The sequence below is a fragment of the Streptomyces sp. F63 genome, assembly GCF_018070345.1.
GTDB lineage: Bacteria > Actinomycetota > Actinomycetes > Streptomycetales > Streptomycetaceae > Streptomyces.
Genome location: NZ_JAGPXX010000008.1, coordinates 234,433 through 250,224, shown reverse-complemented (window position 1 = coordinate 250,224; position 15,792 = coordinate 234,433). Strand labels below are relative to the sequence as shown.

At 71.9% G+C, this 15,792-nt stretch carries 12 protein-coding genes and 2 pseudogenes; 6 read left to right on the top strand and 8 right to left on the bottom strand.

Features of this window, described 5'->3' with window-relative positions:
• Positions 1-60: 60 nt before the first annotated feature.
• Together KBZ10_RS12200 and KBZ10_RS12195 are read right to left on the bottom strand one after the other, a co-directional pair.
• Positions 61-607 (bottom strand): annotated as a pseudogene (locus KBZ10_RS12200) (hypothetical protein).
• 304 nt (positions 608-911) lie between these two features.
• Positions 912-1,094 (bottom strand): annotated as a pseudogene (locus tag KBZ10_RS12195) (transcriptional regulator); the annotation flags it as partial.
• 526 nt (positions 1,095-1,620) lie between these two features.
• Here KBZ10_RS12195 and KBZ10_RS12190 point away from each other — a divergent pair.
• Entirely contained in the window at positions 1,621-2,034 is a 414-nt protein-coding gene (locus tag KBZ10_RS12190; RefSeq protein WP_210987584.1) for a hypothetical protein, read from the top strand.
• Between the two features lie 418 nt (positions 2,035-2,452).
• On the opposite strand, the gene KBZ10_RS12185 is transcribed toward KBZ10_RS12190, so the two are convergent.
• Together KBZ10_RS12185 and KBZ10_RS12180 are read right to left on the bottom strand one after the other, a co-directional pair.
• Complete coding sequence (locus KBZ10_RS12185; RefSeq protein ID WP_210987583.1) at positions 2,453-2,674, bottom strand: DUF397 domain-containing protein; 222 nt, start codon at positions 2,672-2,674, stop codon at positions 2,453-2,455.
• Positions 2,671-3,522 carry a helix-turn-helix transcriptional regulator gene (locus tag KBZ10_RS12180; protein WP_210987582.1) on the bottom strand — a complete coding sequence of 284 codons (852 nt, stop codon included), beginning with the start codon at positions 3,520-3,522 and terminating at the stop codon, positions 2,671-2,673. Before KBZ10_RS12180 ends, KBZ10_RS12185 begins: the two co-directional genes overlap by 4 nt.
• Before the next feature lie 480 nt (positions 3,523-4,002).
• Between KBZ10_RS12180 and KBZ10_RS12175 the strand changes: the two genes are divergently transcribed.
• Together KBZ10_RS12175 and KBZ10_RS12170 are read left to right on the top strand one after the other, a co-directional pair.
• The gene (locus KBZ10_RS12175; RefSeq protein ID WP_210987581.1) at positions 4,003-4,386 is read left to right on the top strand and encodes a hypothetical protein; all 384 of its coding nucleotides are present in this window, start codon (positions 4,003-4,005) and stop codon (positions 4,384-4,386) included.
• A 217-nt stretch (positions 4,387-4,603) separates the two neighbouring features.
• Positions 4,604-5,113 carry a hypothetical protein gene (locus tag KBZ10_RS12170; protein ID WP_210987630.1) on the top strand — a complete coding sequence of 170 codons (510 nt, stop codon included), beginning with the start codon at positions 4,604-4,606 and terminating at the stop codon, positions 5,111-5,113.
• Positions 5,114-5,307: 194 nt separating this feature from the next.
• Here KBZ10_RS12170 and KBZ10_RS12165 read toward each other — a convergent pair whose 3' ends face one another.
• Positions 5,308-5,967, bottom strand: a complete 660-nt coding sequence (locus KBZ10_RS12165; protein WP_210987580.1) for a hypothetical protein — start codon at positions 5,965-5,967, stop codon at positions 5,308-5,310.
• A gap of 322 nt (positions 5,968-6,289) precedes the next feature.
• Between KBZ10_RS12165 and KBZ10_RS12160 the strand changes: the two genes are divergently transcribed.
• Positions 6,290-7,846, top strand: a complete 1,557-nt coding sequence (locus KBZ10_RS12160) for a hypothetical protein (protein WP_210987579.1) — start codon at positions 6,290-6,292, stop codon at positions 7,844-7,846.
• Positions 7,847-8,035: 189 nt separating this feature from the next.
• On the opposite strand, the gene KBZ10_RS12155 is transcribed toward KBZ10_RS12160, so the two are convergent.
• Together KBZ10_RS12155 and KBZ10_RS12150 are read right to left on the bottom strand one after the other, a co-directional pair.
• Positions 8,036-8,521, bottom strand: a complete 486-nt coding sequence (locus KBZ10_RS12155) for a hypothetical protein (protein ID WP_210987578.1) — start codon at positions 8,519-8,521, stop codon at positions 8,036-8,038.
• 155 nt (positions 8,522-8,676) lie between these two features.
• On the bottom strand, positions 8,677-11,721 hold the full coding sequence (locus KBZ10_RS12150; protein ID WP_210987577.1) for a carbohydrate binding domain-containing protein: 3,045 nt from the start codon (positions 11,719-11,721) through the stop codon (positions 8,677-8,679).
• 597 nt (positions 11,722-12,318) lie between these two features.
• Here KBZ10_RS12150 and KBZ10_RS12145 point away from each other — a divergent pair.
• The gene (locus KBZ10_RS12145; protein ID WP_210987576.1) at positions 12,319-13,782 is read left to right on the top strand and encodes an MFS transporter; all 1,464 of its coding nucleotides are present in this window, start codon (positions 12,319-12,321) and stop codon (positions 13,780-13,782) included.
• A 136-nt stretch (positions 13,783-13,918) separates the two neighbouring features.
• Here KBZ10_RS12145 and KBZ10_RS12140 read toward each other — a convergent pair whose 3' ends face one another.
• Complete coding sequence (locus tag KBZ10_RS12140; protein ID WP_210987575.1) at positions 13,919-14,971, bottom strand: aldo/keto reductase; 1,053 nt, start codon at positions 14,969-14,971, stop codon at positions 13,919-13,921.
• 110 nt (positions 14,972-15,081) lie between these two features.
• Between KBZ10_RS12140 and KBZ10_RS12135 the strand changes: the two genes are divergently transcribed.
• A complete protein-coding gene (locus tag KBZ10_RS12135; RefSeq protein ID WP_210987574.1) occupies positions 15,082-15,711 on the top strand; it encodes a TetR/AcrR family transcriptional regulator in 630 nt (209 codons plus the stop codon).
• Positions 15,712-15,792: the final 81 nt, after the last annotated feature.

Genomic DNA, 15,792 nt, shown 5'->3' with positions numbered 1-15,792 from the left:
TGCGGCGGCTGCTGCTCCGCCGCCGCAGGTTGGCCGGACCAGGCCAGACCATCAACACGATCACGAGGTGCGGGCGAAGTGATGCCCGGCCCAACCGGTTGCGGCCACTACCTCCCGCGCGATGTCGACGACGAGCCGTCCGTCCGTCGCCACTCGCACGGTCTCCGCGGGGGCCCGTTGGTCCAGGAGCCGTGCCTTGCGGATACTTCCTTCCAGCTCCCGCTTCAGCTCCGAGCCGAGTCACCAGCCGCTCGCGGGCGGTGGCATCGGAGGCGGTGAGCAGGACTCGCGTGATCCCCACGCCGCCCCCCATGGCACGCTCGAACATGCCCGTCGCCTCCGGCAGCACACTCTTGGTGTTCGTGTAGATCAGGCGCCGGTAGCCGCGCTGGGCGAAGTTCGCCCACACGGCAGTCAGATTGCTCTCGGTGATCTCCGCACGACGGGGGTCTCCCTCTGGCGCCGGATGCACCTGCCCCATGAAGTCGCCGTCGATGATCGCGTGAGCGACCGCCTCGGAGCGCAGCAGCGCCGAAACCTCCCACCCCACCGTCGTCTTGCCGACACCGGCCCGTCCTCCGATGAGCAGTACCTCCGCGTGATCCATGGGGGCAGCGTGCCAGCGGGCGGCCACCTCACGCGATCCGATATCGATCCGGCCGATCCCCGCCCCGTCCCGCCCCGCCCAAGATCACGATCCACGGCTGGGGTGCCGGCGCACGGCGACACCCCGGGCCGCCAGGATCCCCGGCCCGTCGGGGATCGAGAGCTCCAGCAGCTCCGCCCCGTCGAAAAACTGAGGTTGGGCAGCAGATCGAGATCGTCGAGGCTGTGCACGTCGAAGAGGTTCCGTGGACCAGCCGTGAACCCGCTGGTCCACGGCGGCAGTTGTTCACGGACACCCGGGACCGTCACGCGTGAGGCTCCAGGCGGACGCAGCAGTGTCCCGGGGTGGGGGCGAGCCGGGCGCGGTAGCCGGCGCCGGGGAGACCGTCGAGGACGCCGCGCATCAGGTGGAGATTCATCCCGCAGACGGTGTCGGTGTGCTCGCGGGCCAGTGCGTGGAACGGGCAGTTGCCCAGCACCACGGCCTCGCAGCCGGTGCCGTCTTCGAGGGCGCCCGTGGCGGCACGGTCCTCAGGGGCGTCCGCGACGGCACCGCCGTCCGGGGCGCCCGCCGCGGAACCGCCCCCCGCGCCGCCGTCCCCGCGCTCACCGCCGCCCGTCCGTCGCCGCTGCCGTCCACTTCAGGGCCGCGCGGGGCGAACGGGGCGAGAGGCGGCAGGCTCGGAGCGTCCGGACAGGCAGGTCCCGAATCCGCGGCCGGGCGGTTCGGCGGCATCCGGCCCCGGACGGCACGGTGAACGCGTGCTGATTTCCCGCACTATCCGAATGTAGCATCCTCGTTTTTCTTCCGTGGTCTTCCCGTCCGGTGTGAGGGGGAAACAGCGCAATGGCGCATTGGAGGGAAGCGCGATCTCGCGGAGGATTTTCCGTCAGCGCCACTGTGCTTCTTCCGGAATGTCCCGGAACCGGTTGACGATGCCGACATGGGCGCACCATGAAAGCGTCTGCACGGGCCGGACTTCGGCCCGGCATTAATGGGACAGGAGATGCCGCATGGCTCAGGAAGTCGTGGCCACGTTTGCTGGTCCGCTCAACTCGTTCTCCGTCAACCTCACCGTCAACAACGGAAGCGGCGCGCAGGTTCAGTCGTTCGGTATCAGCGGCCGTACCGCCAAGTTCCCTGTCACCTGGGACAGTATGGGCAGCTTCTCCGGCCCCGCGACGCTCACCAGCACGGTCGGCGTGAACACCGAGGTGGTGATCGCCAACTTCTCCGGTTTCGCCCCCGGGGAGCAGGTGGCGTTCAGCGGAATAGACCCCGACTTCACCGGCTCCGCGTCGGCCGGAGTGCGCATCCTCGACATCGCCGGGGCCCGGGCCTACGTCCTCTTCTCGGACGGAACGACGGCCTTCGGTGAGTTCGAGGCCACCACCGCGGGAACACTTCGCGCGGTGATGTCGAAGTAGCCGGCCGTCAGGCAGGTGAAAAGGCCGGTGAGAGAATTCTGGGGGCTCCCTGGCCTTTTCGTCCCGGAATTCGGTGAGCTCCTTGCGGGCGGGGTGATCTGTTCCGGAGGAAATGCGTCTCCGGGTTCGGCCCGGCCCGGTGACGCCGGTACCCCGGAAACCGTCGGGCATGCTCGGCCAGGCCATGGCCCGGATCGCCGGATGTCTCGGCCGGGTCGAGCCGGGGGCGAGGGCCCGCGCCCACGTGCTCGGGCTGTAGCCGAAGGAGGAGCGGAAGAACTCCCGGCAGCCGGCCGAACGGGCTGGCATGGCCCGGCCGGGCCCGGGGACGGCCTGTCCCGTACACGCGTGCCCCCGGCGCCGGGAAGGCCGGTGCCGGGGGCACGCCCGGGCCCATGCCCGGGTGCCGGTGCGGAACTCAGAGCTCCGGCAGCGGACCGGCGCCGGCGAACGCCACGAACGCCGACCACGCCCCGGCCGAGACGCCGAGTACGGGGCCCTGTCTGTTCTTCGAATCCCGTATACGGATGGTGGCCGGGGTGGCCGCGACCTCGACGCAGTCGCCGCCGTCGGAGCCGCTGAAGCTGCTCTTGTACCACTGCAGCTGAAGCGCGCGGTTCGGGGGATGCTCCCTGCTCATGCCTCTCCTGCCAGACGGTCGATGAGACGGGCAGACTCCTCGGCGTTCAGGGCCTGCGAGCGCAGCTTGCCACACCGGAGACTGAAGGAGCTCACCTTCGCCGGGTCTGTGACGACGGTCCCCACTCCGTGAGATTCCAGGTAGGCGACATGCTGGTGCTCCAACGTCTCCAGAAGAACCATCGGTCCGTTCAGCCCCGGGTGGAAACCGCGGCCGGAAGGCATGACCTGGATTTCGACGTTCCGTTGTGCCCCGGCATCGAGGAGCCGCCTCAACTGAGGAAGCAAGACATCCCTGCCGCCCACCGCGTTGAGCAGTACGCGCTCCTCGATGATGAAGGAGACGTTGACCGCCGGTGCCCGCGTCAGCAGTTTCTGTCTGCTCAACCGGGCTTCGACGTGCTGCTCGATGAGTTCGTCGGAGAGCGGCGGGCAGTTGCCGGTGAAGACTGCCCGCGCATACTCCTCCGTCTGCAGCAGGCCCGGGATCAGCAGTGGGTCGTAGGAGAAGCGGCTCACCGCCTCGGCCTCGATGAGGGCGAAGTCCACGAAGAACGACGGGAGTTTGGCGAGGTCCACGTCGTCCTGCAGCACGCTGAGGGTGCCCCGCGCGTCCAGCGCGCGTTCTGCCGCCTCCGTGAAGGTGTCCTTGGCGGGCCGCCTGCCCTGTTCGACGGAGGCAACCTGTTCGACCGAGTAGCCCATGGCCTCGGCCAGTTGCTGCTGTGTGAGCCCGGACCGTTCGCGGTGCAGTTTGACGAGTTTGCCGTAGCCGATCCAGATGGCCGGCCGGTCCCCCTTCGCGTCGCGCCGTTTCCTCCGGTCGTGGTGTCCGTTCCCCGTGCGCATGGAGCCCCCTGGTGAGTCGATCCGCCGGGACCAACCCGCCCCGCCGTGCCCCGGTCACGGGTCGCGGCTCGTACAGAACCGGCTCCGGCTCGTACGGCTGCGGGGAGGCCCCGTGGTGATCCGGGCCCTGCCCGGCGCGGTATGTCCTTCCGCGCGGAGCCGGGGGCGTGGTGAGGAACGCCGGCCGCGCCGGCGGCTCGGGCGGCTTCGGCGGCGGTGCCCTCCGCTTCGAGCGGTGCGGCCGCCGGAACGTAAAGAACGGGACGTGCCGCAGCTCGGTGAACGGTAAAAGAGCGTCACCGGAGGGCAAAGGCGCGCGGCGCTGCGGCCGTCAGCGGGGCCTTCTCACAAGCCCGCGCCAAATCCCTCTCAAAGGACGGCAGGAACGGTGCGTTCCCGCGGTCCGAGGAGTTCCCTGGGTGGGGAGGCCGAGTCATGGGCGCGGCAGCCGGCTCGGCCGGTCGAGAGAGGGAGCCGGCAATGGACGACAGCAGTCACGGAATAGGCACTGCCCACGAGTCCTACGCCTTCGCCTGCCTGAGCTGCGGGCACGGCTGGGAGCGGGATTTCGACATCGAGCATCACCCGGGGGGCGAGGGGCGGGCGGCCGTCAGCTACGTCGCGGACGGCGTGCGTGTGCCGTCTCCGCTGACCCGGCCCGGCTGTCTCAACTGCGGCAGCCACACGGTGCGCATCATGCGGGCGGGGCTGGTCGCCTCGGCGGCGGACTCGCCGTGGCGGCGGAGGAGGGCGCCGGAGGCGGTCGGGGTCCCGGCGCGGGCGGGGCGGCGGCGTCGCCACTGGCATCTTCCGGACTTCCGGCGGCACTTCCACCGCCGCAAGCGTATGCGGCGGGCTTTCTGACCGGTCCCGGCCGGCCCGCCTCGGTGCGCGGTCCGCCGGTACGGGGCGGTTGGTGTCGAACACCCCGGTTTGCTCGCCTGTCCGTGGACGGTCAAGTGCGGCACTATGCGGTGTGCCGGATCCGGATCCCGGTGCCGGCACATCCCGACCCCACAGGGAGGCAACACCCGTGAAGAGACCCGCACTGCTCGGCACGGCCGCGTCCGTACTCGCCCTGATGACGCTCATCGGGACGCAGAGCGCCGCCACCGCGGCCCCCGTTCCGGCATCCGCGCCCGCACCCGCGTCCGCCCCGGCGTCGGAGTACACCGCTGCCGTCACCAAGCTCACCCACGGCCAGGCCACCGCACGGCTGTCCGCCGCCGGGATCTCCTGGCGCTCCAGCGGCAACTGCAGCGACCGGAACAACCCGACCTGCACCTCCTTCGAGCAGGTCAACCTGCCCACCATCCAGGGCGCCGAGACCCTGAAGTCGGCGAGCGGCTGCGCCCTGACGATCACGGGCGGCACGGAGACCGGCCACGCCTCCGGCACGTACAGCCACTGGAACGGCTACAAGCTCGACTTCAGCCCCACCAGCTGCCTGTCGGGCTACATCACCGGCACCTTCACCTACATCGGGGAGCGCGGCGACGGCGCCGCCCAGTACAAGGCCGCCTCGGGCAACATCTACGCCCGGGAGAGCAACCACTGGGACGTCACCTTCTACAGCTGCGGCGGCTGCTGAACCCACCGCTCGCCCACCGCTCGCCCGCCGGGCGGCGGCCCTTCCGTGCGGCGGCGCCGTGCGGAAGGGCCGCTCCGCGCCGGACGCGGCTGCTTCGTACCGCCGGAACCGGCCGCCGTGCGGCGGCGCCGGGCGAGGCCGCACCCCTCGGCGGGCCGGCTCCGCGCGGTCGTCCGCGACAGCAGGACGCCGCCTCAGCCGCCGAGCCGGCCGGCCGGGGTGTCCCCGTTCAGGGCCTGCCGGGCGCGTTCGGTGACCACGCCGGTGAGGTCCTCGGCGAGGGCCGCGTCGACGTCGCCCTCGCGGACGCCGGACGCGTCGATGACCAGCAGCGTGGTCCCGACGCGCACCTGAACCAGCGCCAGGGGGCCTCCGGAGCCGGCGGTGCCGAACCGGGCGTGGCTCTCGTCCCCGGGCTCGCCGACGTCGAGCTTCCGGGCATCCGGGCCGCCCGCCCTGCCGTAGTGCTCCTTCCAGAGGACGTCGTACGCGGCGTCGGCGGCGCGCTCGTCCCGGTAGCCGGTGATCTGGTAGTTGACGACCACCCTCCCGCCGTCACCGCCACGGAACCGCGCGAGACCGTAGCCGCGGGAGCCCTCGCATCCCCGGAACTCCGTCGTCGGACACGCCTTTTGCTGGTAGGCCGCCCGCTTCTCCACGACGAGCGGCTCGCCGGACTCCTGCCAGCCGGGCAGGGCCTCACGGTCCGGCAGCACCGCCCGTATCTCCTCGGCACTCAAGGCGGGGGCTCCGTTCCCGTCACCCCCGCCCGCGCCTCCACAGGCCGTCAGCAGCAGTGCCGAAGCGGCCGCCCACACCGCCGCGGGCCGTGCACCGTGGTGCTTCCTGATCACGCCAATGCTCCTTCGCAGTCGGGACCGCAGTGCAGGACGAGCCGCGCGGCGGGGCCGGTTCCGGTGCCGGGGAAAGCGGTCCGGTTGGTGCACCGCTGGCGTGCGGTCATCCGGCACGGCACCTCGCATTCACTCACTCGGGTGAACGCTTCCGCTGTTGAACAATGCCGGGCGCGCTGACCGTGAAGGTGGGAACTCGCCGCGCGCGTACGGGAGATGAGCGTTGGTGGCCGGCAGTCGCTGTCGTCGGCGCCGTCGATGTCACCGGGACGCGGGCTGCGGATGGTCACGGAGAAACCGGGTGTGGAAGAGGGGGAGGCGCATGCAGCAGTTGTACGTCGTCGGATTCGAGGTGTCCGAGGTGCCGCCGGCGGAACCCGGGGGAGTTGCGGGCGTCTTCGAGCGGCTGCTGGCGCACATGGAGCAGCATGTGGAACCTCGGGTGACGGGTCTGACCGGTGCCGCGCTGATGGCCGGGAAGGGCGCGGTCGACATCGCCGCGCTGTGGCAGGGCCGTCCCGACCGGCGGGTGAGCTGGACCCCCGTCACCGCGGCGGAGGACGTGCGCGCGCTGCGGATGGAGATCGAGCAGGACCTGCCGCACGGGGGCGGCCGGTTCCTGTGCCGGCTGACCGCCGCCCGGCACGGGGCCGCCACCGGGTTCCGGGTGGTGCTGGGGCGGGAGAACGACGGGCTGCTCGCCCCGGCGCACGTGGAGGACCTGAAACCGCCCCGCGCCCTCAAGGCGGTCCTGAAGGACGGCTCGCTCCGCTGCACGGACGGCGGCGACAGGATCACCGCCGCGGCGCTGCCGGCGCTCACCGCGCAGATCCCGGACGTGCGCACCCGGCTCCGCGACCCCGGGCGCCGTCTCCCGGTGCTCGTCGTCTCCTCGGTCCGCACGGTGGGCCCGCCCGCGGACTTCGCCCGCAAGGCCGCCGGCCGCCTCGCCGGGCTGGCCCATGTGGTGGTCGTCTCCGGCTGGCTGGCCTTCCACGCCTTCAACGCGGACATCGGCCCGCATCTGCTGCCCCGGGACGGCGCCCGCCTGTACTGGCCGGGTATGGAGGCACGCCCCCCGTGGTGGGAGGCGGACGAGCTGTACGGCGACCACGACGCCCTCCTGGGCAGGCTCACCCGTCTCCTGTCCCCGCTCAGCGTGGTGGCCCGGGGCCGGGACAGGCTGTGGGACGCCGTCCGCGCGGCGGAGACCGAGGCCCTGCTCGACGATCTCGCGGACACCGAGAGCGAACAGGTCGGCGGCCTGCTGAAGGCCCTGGACGACGAGCGGGCCCAGTCGGTCGAACTCCTGGTGCGGAACGAGGAACTGGAGAACCAGGTCGCCCGGCAGCAGATCGAGATCGCCGACCTCACCGGGCGGCTGGGAGCGCTGTCCATGCCCGCCGCCGAGCCCGAGGAGGTCGGGGAAGGGCCGCCGGGCGATCCGAGGGACTTCGGCGCGGACTGGGCGCGGTGGACCGAGGTGTCGGGCGGGGCGCTGGTGTTCACCGCCAACGCGAAGGACGAGTGGAGCAAGTGCTCGTACCCGTATCCGGACCGGATGTGGGAGGCGCTGGAGACCCTGGCCGAACTGGCCAGGGAGTGGCGTCGGCGGCGGGGCAGCCTGGGCCGTTCCCTGGTGTCCTGGATCGGTGACCAGACCCCGCTGGCGTACGCGCCCCTGGACGAAGGGCTCCGGAGGGCCAGGCTCCACGAGTTCACCTTCGAGGGGCGGAAGAAGCCCTACGACCGCCAGCCGCACATCAAACTCGACGACCACACCACCCCCGACCGCGTCGGGCGCGTCTACTTCGCGATCGACAGCGAGTCGTACCGGTGGATCGTCGACCATGTCGGGCTGAAGCTGTACGGCCGGTAGTGGCCCGTCCGCCGGGGGGCCCGTCCGGCTCCCGGCCCGTCCGGCTTCCGCCCCGGTCGCCCCCGTGGCCCCCCTTGCCTCGTCGCCCGGTCGCCCCGGACGGGCGGCGGGCGGGGCGCGGCCGGCGGGCCCGGCGGCCTCCCGCCCGCGCCCCGGGAACACCCGGCACGCGGAGCCGGCGGGTCCGGATCAGGCGTAGCCCTTGCGGGTCTTGGTGCAGCGGAGGTTCTTGCCGCGCTTGGTGGTGCAGAGCTGGAGCCACACCGGGGTGCCCTCCCTGATGCTGAGGTCCTTCTCGTCGGTGGAGTTCCTGCCCCCGCCGGCGTAGACGGAGGCCCGGCGGGAACCCCAGGTCAGATACGCGCGGGCGCCGTAACCGTCGGCCTTGTAGTCGGAGACCACCAGCTTCTCCCTGAAGTGGTAGAAGTACGCGCCCGCACGCGGGGTGCGGAACGACACCGTCCGGCCCCGCGCCGCCTGCGGGTGCCGGGCGTGCCGCGACTCCTGTGCGGTCCGGACGTCCCGTGCGTCCTGAACGGTCCGGGATCCCTCCGCTCCGGAGCCCGTGGCCGACGCGGTGCCCGCCGCCAGGGCGAGGGCGGTCAGGGCGGCGGTGCCGGCCAGGGCCGTCCGGCGGAGGCCGGCGCTGCGGTGCAAGCGGTACTTGCGGTACATCAGTGCTCCTTCTGGTCGCTTTCGCGCAAGATGGTGCACTGTGTCCGTCCGGTGGGCCGTGGGCGCGGCCGGTGACACGGGGCGGGTAACTCGGGTGGCGGAACCGGGCCTTGGGGCCGGGCAGCGGATACCGCCCGGCCCACAGGGCCCGAGCGCTACTTCAGGTAGGGCCCGTCGGTGCCGACCTTGCCCGGGGCCGCGTTCGCGCCCCCCAGGTCCAGGACGTAGACGCGCACATTGCCCTTGCCGGGTGCGCCGACCGTCAGCGTTCCGTCGCTGACCCGCTGCGTGTCGCCCGTGACGGCGTCGGTGTACGTGCCGTTCGGGATGCCGCTGAACGTGGCCCCGTCCGTGACGGTGACCAGGGCGAAGCTGTCCGTTTCGCCTTCCGTGTAGCGGCGCTTGAACGCCATGTCCCCGCTGATGCCCTCGGTGGAGTACTGGCCCGTCTGAAGGGCGGGGACGGCCCGCCGGATCCGGTTGAGGCGCTGCACATGGCGCGCGAGCGGCTGGGCGAGGGTGTCCGCGACCTCTCCGCTCGCCGACTCCACCGTGCCGAAGCCGGACGCCTTCACCTCACCGGCCAGATGGCCGCCGAAGTACGCGCGGCCGGTGTCCGCCAGCGGGCAGCTGGGCCCGCAGTCGATCTTCCGACCCTTCTTGAACTCGATCTCCGAGCCGTAGTAGAGGGTCGGGATGCCGCGGAAGGTCCACATCAGCGCCATGTTCTCGGCCCAGGCGTCCGTGCCGCCCGCGTAGCGTTCGCTGCTCTTGTTGGGGCCGTAGTCGTGGCTGTCGACGTAGACGACGTTGTACGTGGCGTCGTTGTAGCTGTCGTCGCTGTCCTTGCCGTTGTGGAAGGCGTTGCGGGCGTCACCGAAGTTCATGTGCATGCGCATGTCGATGACGTTCATGCCGGAGAACCGGCTGCGGTCGGGGGTGCGGTAGGCGTTGCCGTCGAGGAAGGCGTTCTGCGATACCGGCTGGTTCGACGGACCCTGGGCCTGCTCCCAGTCGTACATCTCCAGGGCGGCCGTGGCGTCGTCCGCGCTGTACTCCTTCCGTTCCTTCCAGGTGTAGAACTGCGCGGAGTGGTTGACGGAGCCGCGGTTCCACTTGTCGTTGACGAAGGCGGCGACCTCGCCGAAGACGAAGAAGTTCCGGGCCGCCCCGGCGCCGTGCTGCGCCGTCACACGCTCCTGGATGGCGGGGAGGAAGCGGCGGTTCCAGGTGGTGCGGGGGATGTGCACGGCGGTGTCGACGCGGAAGCCGTCCACGCCCATGTCGATGTACTTGTTGTAGGCGCCGATCAGATAGTTCTGCACCTGGGGGTTCTCGGTGTTGAAGTCGGCGAGGTCGTCGTGGAGCCAGCAGGAGCGGGAGTCCTCGCCCTCCCAGTTCCCGATCCAGCAGGTGTGGTAATACGCCTTCGGGAACATGCCCGACGTGGGGCTCGGCCACTGGCAGTTGTAGAGCTTGTAGCCCTCGGGCGACGTGCCGCCGGTCGGCTTGCCCCAGTTGAGGCAGGTGTTGCCGGAGGGCTCCTCGGTGGACCACAGGTCGCCGTTGTAGTAGGACTTCCCGGACTTCGGCTCGACGGTCAGCCCGTCGTACGCGAAGCCGTCGTTGCGCTCGTCGTAGTACCAGCTCCAGTCGGCGTCGCGGACCCCGTAGACGGTCGGCGTGAACAGGCCCTTGGCGCCCCAGCGGGAGCTGTGGTTGTAGACGACGTCCTGGTAGATCTTCATGCCCTTGGCGTGGGCGGCGTCGATCAGGTCCTGGTACGAGGCGCCGGCGGACTCCAGGCGCGGGTCGACGCGGTAGAAGTCCCAGCCGTGGTAGCCGTGGTAGTCGTAATCGGAGCGGTTCAGGACGACCGGGGTGATCCAGACGGCGGAGAAGCCGAGCCCCTTGATGTAGTCGAGCTTGTCGACCAGGCCCTTGAAGTCGCCCCGGAACATGGGGTCGTCGTTCGCCGCGTTGCCCGACTTCTCGTGCCGGCTGCCGCCCCGGTTGTTCGCCGGGTCGCCGTCGTTGAAGCGGGCGGTGAGGACGAAGTAGACGGGGTCCTTGCGCGGGTCGGTGCCCAGCGGCTTCCCGGCGGCGGGGGTGGGCGGCCGCGAGCCGGTGGTGGCGGTGGCGGCCTCCGAGGCGGGGGAGACGTTGCCGGCGGCGTCCACGGCCCGGACGGTGTAGCGGTAGGCGGTCTTCTCTTCGAGGCCCGTGTCGGAGAAGACGGTGGAGCCGGTGTCGGCGACGAGGGTGCCCCCGCTGCCGCCGGTGCGGGTCACCTGGTAGCCGGTGACCGCGCGGTCGTCGGTGGAGGGCTCCCAGGTGAGGACGACCGATGTGCCGTCGGCGTCCGCCGACACCCCGGCCGGGGCCGTCGGGGCCTCGGTGTCGGGTTCCTCGGCGGCGCACGGGTCCTCGGCGCCGCCGGTGACGGTTCCGTTCTCGACGGTGCTCCGGCCGGACGGGATCGTGTAGTCGGTGCCGTTGTTGTTGTCCCAGACGCCGTTGCCGTTGTTGAAGGCGGCCTGCAACCGTGTGGCACCGCCGAGGTCGACGGACTTCCGCATCCAGCCGGTGCAGGCCGGTTCCATGCCGACGCCGGGGACGGTGGTCCAGGCGCCGCCCTCGGGACGGTAGTGGAGGTTGGCGGTGGTCCAGCCGGTGGTGGAGGTGGCGTAGTAGACGGTGGCGGTGCCGGCCGTGCCGCCGGTGCCGTCGCCGCCGTCGCCGGGCGTCGGTTCGGGGTCCGGGTCCGTGCCGGCGCACGGGTCGCTGTGGGCCACCGTCCCGTCCTGGACCGTGATGGGGCCGGTGCCGAGGTCGTAGTTCTCGCCCGCGTTGTTGTCCCAGGTGCCGGCGCCGTCGGTGAAGGTGGCCCGCAGGCCGGAGGCGCTGCCCAGGTCGACGGTCTTCTTCACCCAGTCCGTGCAGGCCTCCTCCATCACCTCGCCCGGGGCGGTCGTCCAGGAGCCGCCGTCGGGGGCGTAGTGGAGGTGGTACGCCTGCCAGTTCCTCGTCCTGGTGGAGTAGAAGACCGTCGCGGTGTTGTCCCCCGCGGCGGCCGTGGTCGCCGCGGGGGCCGCGGTGTTCCCGCTCGCCGGGCCGGCGGCGAGGAGCGCGGGCAGCACGGAGGCCGCCGCGACCGCCGCGAGGGCGCGCGCGAGCGGCCGGTGTGGGGTGGGTTTCATGCGTGCTCCAGGGGGGGGGCGGAGGGGGCCGCGGCCGGGGCGGCCGCGGGGTCGGGCGACTGACGGGGCACGGACGCCGAGGGGATGCGGTGTCCGTGCCACCTCGCCGGGGATCCCTGACGCGCCTCCGGGTTCTGGCGAGCACTGCTCGTACGGCCCCCAGCGATGGAATTTGCTGCAAGCCGTTGCATCCGAGCTTTACCCGGACATGACAGCAAGTCAACGGCCGTGCGCCGGCCGCCGGTACAGAACGCGCCATCCCGGCCGGCCGTCCGTCCCGTCCGTCCCGTCGCCCGACCGGCGGCGCGTCCGGGGCTGCGCGTGCCGCTCGTGCTTCCCTGCCTCCCGGCACGCCGGACGGCGGACCGGCCCGGGAGAGGACGGAGAGGCAGCCGCACGGGCAGGAGCGGCGGACCGGCGGGACGATCCGCCGACACGCCGGAGGAGTGACCGCTCTCCGGGCCCGGGACCGTGCGCCGGCCGGGTGCTCTCCCGGCCTCCGTGCACCCCCGCGGGCCGCGTGGAGCCGCCCCGGACGCCGCGCGCCGCCCGCCGGTGCGTCATCCTCGGACGGGGTGATCACAGGAGAGGCGGGAAGTGAACCACAAGGCTGCCGGCACGTCCGAGCCCGCGTACGTCCCCGACCCCAACCGCTGGAAGGCGCTCGCCGTCTGCCTGCTCTCGGGGTTCATCACGCTGCTCGACGTCTCCATCGTCAACGTCGGGCTGCCCTCCATCCGCGAGGGCCTCAACGCGCCCGAAAGCGACATCCAGTGGGTGCTCTCCGGCTACGCCCTCGCCCTGGGCCTGCTGCTCGTACCCGCCGGGCGGATCGGGGACGCCCGGGGCCGGCGCCGGATGTTCATGATCGGGATGAGCCTGTTCACCGTGGCCAGCGCCCTGTGCGGGGCGGCGCAGTCCTCGACCTGGCTGGTGCTCGCCCGGTTTCTGCAGGGGCTCGCGGGCGGCATCCTCACCCCGCAGGTCTCGGCGCTCATCCAGCAGATGTTCCGCGGCGCCGAACGCGGCCGCGCCTTCGGCTACTTCGGCACCGTCATCGGGATCTCCACGGCCGTCGGCCCCGTGCTCGGCGGGGTCATCATCCAGCTCTTCGGACCGGAGGAGGGCTGGCGGTGGATCTTCTACGTCAACCTGCCCGTCTGCCTGCTCGCCCTCGTTCTGGCGCGGTTCCTGCTGCCCGGACCCGGGACCAGGACCAAGCCCCGCGCGCGCGACCTGGACCCGGTGGGCATCGTGCTCCTCGGCGCGGGCGTGGCGCTGCTGCTCCTTCCGCTGGTCGAGGCCCAGCAGTGGCGGGGCGCGGGCAAATGGCTGCTCGTCCCGGCCGCGCTCGCGCTGCTCGCCGTCTTCGTCCGCTGGGAGCTGCGGCAGGCCCGGCACGCCCAACCGCTGGTCGACATGGGGCTGTTCGGGCTGCGCTCCTACGCCCTCGGCTCGCTCATTATGCTGTTCTACTTCGCCGGATTCACATCGATCTTCTTCGTCTTCACCCTCTACCTCCAGGCGGGGCTGGGCTACAGCGCTCTCCACGCCGGGCTGGCCATCACGCCGTTCGCCCTCGGCTCGGCTCTCGCGGCCGCGTTCAGCGGGCGCTTCGTGCACCGGTACGGCCGGGCGCTCGTCGTGGCAGGGCTGGCGGCGGTGGCGGCCGGGCTGGGCGGGGTGATGCTGGCGGTGTACCAGGTGCCGGGCGACCGGGCGGGCTGGGCCATGGCGCTGCCGCTGCTGCTCGCGGGGCTGGGCGGCGGCTCCGTCATCTCGCCCAACCAGACGCTGACCCTCGCCGAGGTGCCCCCGGCGCAGGGCGGCAGCGCCGGGGGAGTGCTGCAGACCGGCCAGCGGATCGGCTCGGCCACGGGCATCGCGGCCGCGGGCAGCGTCTTCTTCGCGAGCCTGGGCGCGGGAGGGAACGGCGACGGGGACTGGGCGGCGGCCTTCCGCCACAGCCTCGGCGTCTCCGTGGCGCTGGTGGCCCTGGCCCTGGCGGTCGCGGTCATCGACCTGCGGGCGCGGCGCGGGGCGTCGTGGCCGGGAGGCTGAGGGGGCGTCAGGGCGGGTCCGGGTGGTTCTTCCCGTTCCGCCGGGCCCGGACTCGGCGACCGTGCGGGCCGGCGGAGTGCACCCCGCCGGCCCGGGTCCGTGACACGCGGTGGGCTGCCCGCTGCCGATGCCGGCGTCATCCAGCAGGCGGCGGCGCGACGACCGGCGGGTTGAGGCGGGCGAAGCCTTCCTGGCGCTGGTAGGGGAAGTACGGGTAGGGCGCGGTCCTGCCGCTCGCCGCGTCGAGTTTCGCGATCTGGCCGGGCGTGAGCGTCCAGCCGACGGCGCCGAGGTTCTGGCGAAGCTGTTCCTCGTTGCGGGCGCCGATGATGACGGAGGAGACGGTCGGCCGCCGCAGCAGCCAGTTGATGGCGATCTGCGGAATGTTCCTGCCGGTCTCCTGGGCGACCTCGTCGAGGGCGTCGACCACGCGGTAGAGGTGGTCGTCCTCGACGGGCGGGCCGTAGTCCGCGGTGTGGTGCAGCCGGCTGGTGTCCGGGAGCGGCCGGCCGCGGCGGACCTTGCCGGTGAGCCGTCCCCAGCCGAGCGGGCTCCAGACGAGGGCTCCCAGGCCCTGATCGAGCCCGAGGGGCATCAGATCCCATTCGTAGTCGCGGCCGATGAGGCTGTAGTAGACCTGATGGGCGACATAGCGTGTGTGGCCGTACTTCTCCGCGATCGCGAGGGACTTCGCCGCCTGCCAGCCCGAGAAGTTGGAGATGCCGAGGTAGCGGACCTTGCCCGCGCGTACGAGATCGTCGAGTGCGGACAGGACTTCCTCGATCGGGGTGCCGGCGTCGAAGGCGTGCAACTGGAACAGGTCGATGTAATCGGTGCCGAGCCGGCGCAGGGCGTCCTCGCACGCGGTGATCAGGCGGGAACGGGAGGAGCCCGCATCGCCCGGGCCGTCGCCCATCGGCAGGCCGGCCTTGGTGGACACGATCACCCGGTCCCTGCGGCCCTTGATCGCTTCCCCCAGCACCTCCTCGGAGGCGCCGGCGGAATAGACGTCGGCGGTGTCGAACATCGTGATCCCCGCGTCGAGGCAGATGTCCACGAGACGGCGTGCTTCTCGCCCGTCGGTGGTGCCCCAGGCGCCGAACAGCGGTCCCCGGCCGCCGAAGGTGCCGGCGCCGAAGCTCAGAGCGGGGACCTTGAGGCCGGACGTGCCCAGCCGCCTGTATTCCATGGTCGTTGGATCCTCTCTCGCTGCCCGGACTGGCTAATGGGACGCCAGTTCCGTTAATGTGGAGCCTCAACGTAGCAGGTGCAGGCGATTAACGAAACTGGAGTCCCGTTATGGGGTTTGAGGGTGCAGATCCGGGGACCGTCCGTCCCGGAGGGCGCACGGCGCGGGTGCGGGCGGCCGTGCTGCGGGCGACGGGGGACGCCCTGGCGGAGCGGGGCTTCGCCCACCTGGACCTCGCCGACATCGCGCGCCGTGCTGAGGTGGGCAGGACCACCGTCTACCGCCGCTGGGGAACGGTGACCATCCTGGTGGCCGACCTGCTGATGGACATGGCCGAGCAGTCACTGCCGCGTACGGAGACCGGCTCGCTGCTCGGCGACCTCAAGGCCAATGCCCGGCTCGTGCGGCGCACCTTGGCCGACCCCCGGCAGGGGGCGCTGTTCAAGGCGGTGATCGCGGCCGCGACTTGTGAGGCGAAGACGGCGGAGGCACTGCACCGCTTCTACGACATCCGCGTCAAGGAATGGGCCCCCTGCGTCCAGCAGGCCATCGACCGGGGTGAGGTGCCCGACGGCACCGATGTCCAGGAGGTGATCCGTGCTGTCTCCGCCCCCCTCTACCACCGCCTGCTGATCAGCGGTGACCTCCTCGACGAAGCGGCCGCGGACCGGGCCGCCGAGGCCGCCGCGGCCGCGGCGCGTGCGGGAGCGTACCTGCGGGGCGGGGAAGGGGGTGCGTGAGCGGCCCGCGCCCACCGTGATCGCGGCGGGTCACCCGGCAGGCGGGCGGGCGGAGGGAGGGTGTTCCGTCAGCGCCTCCAG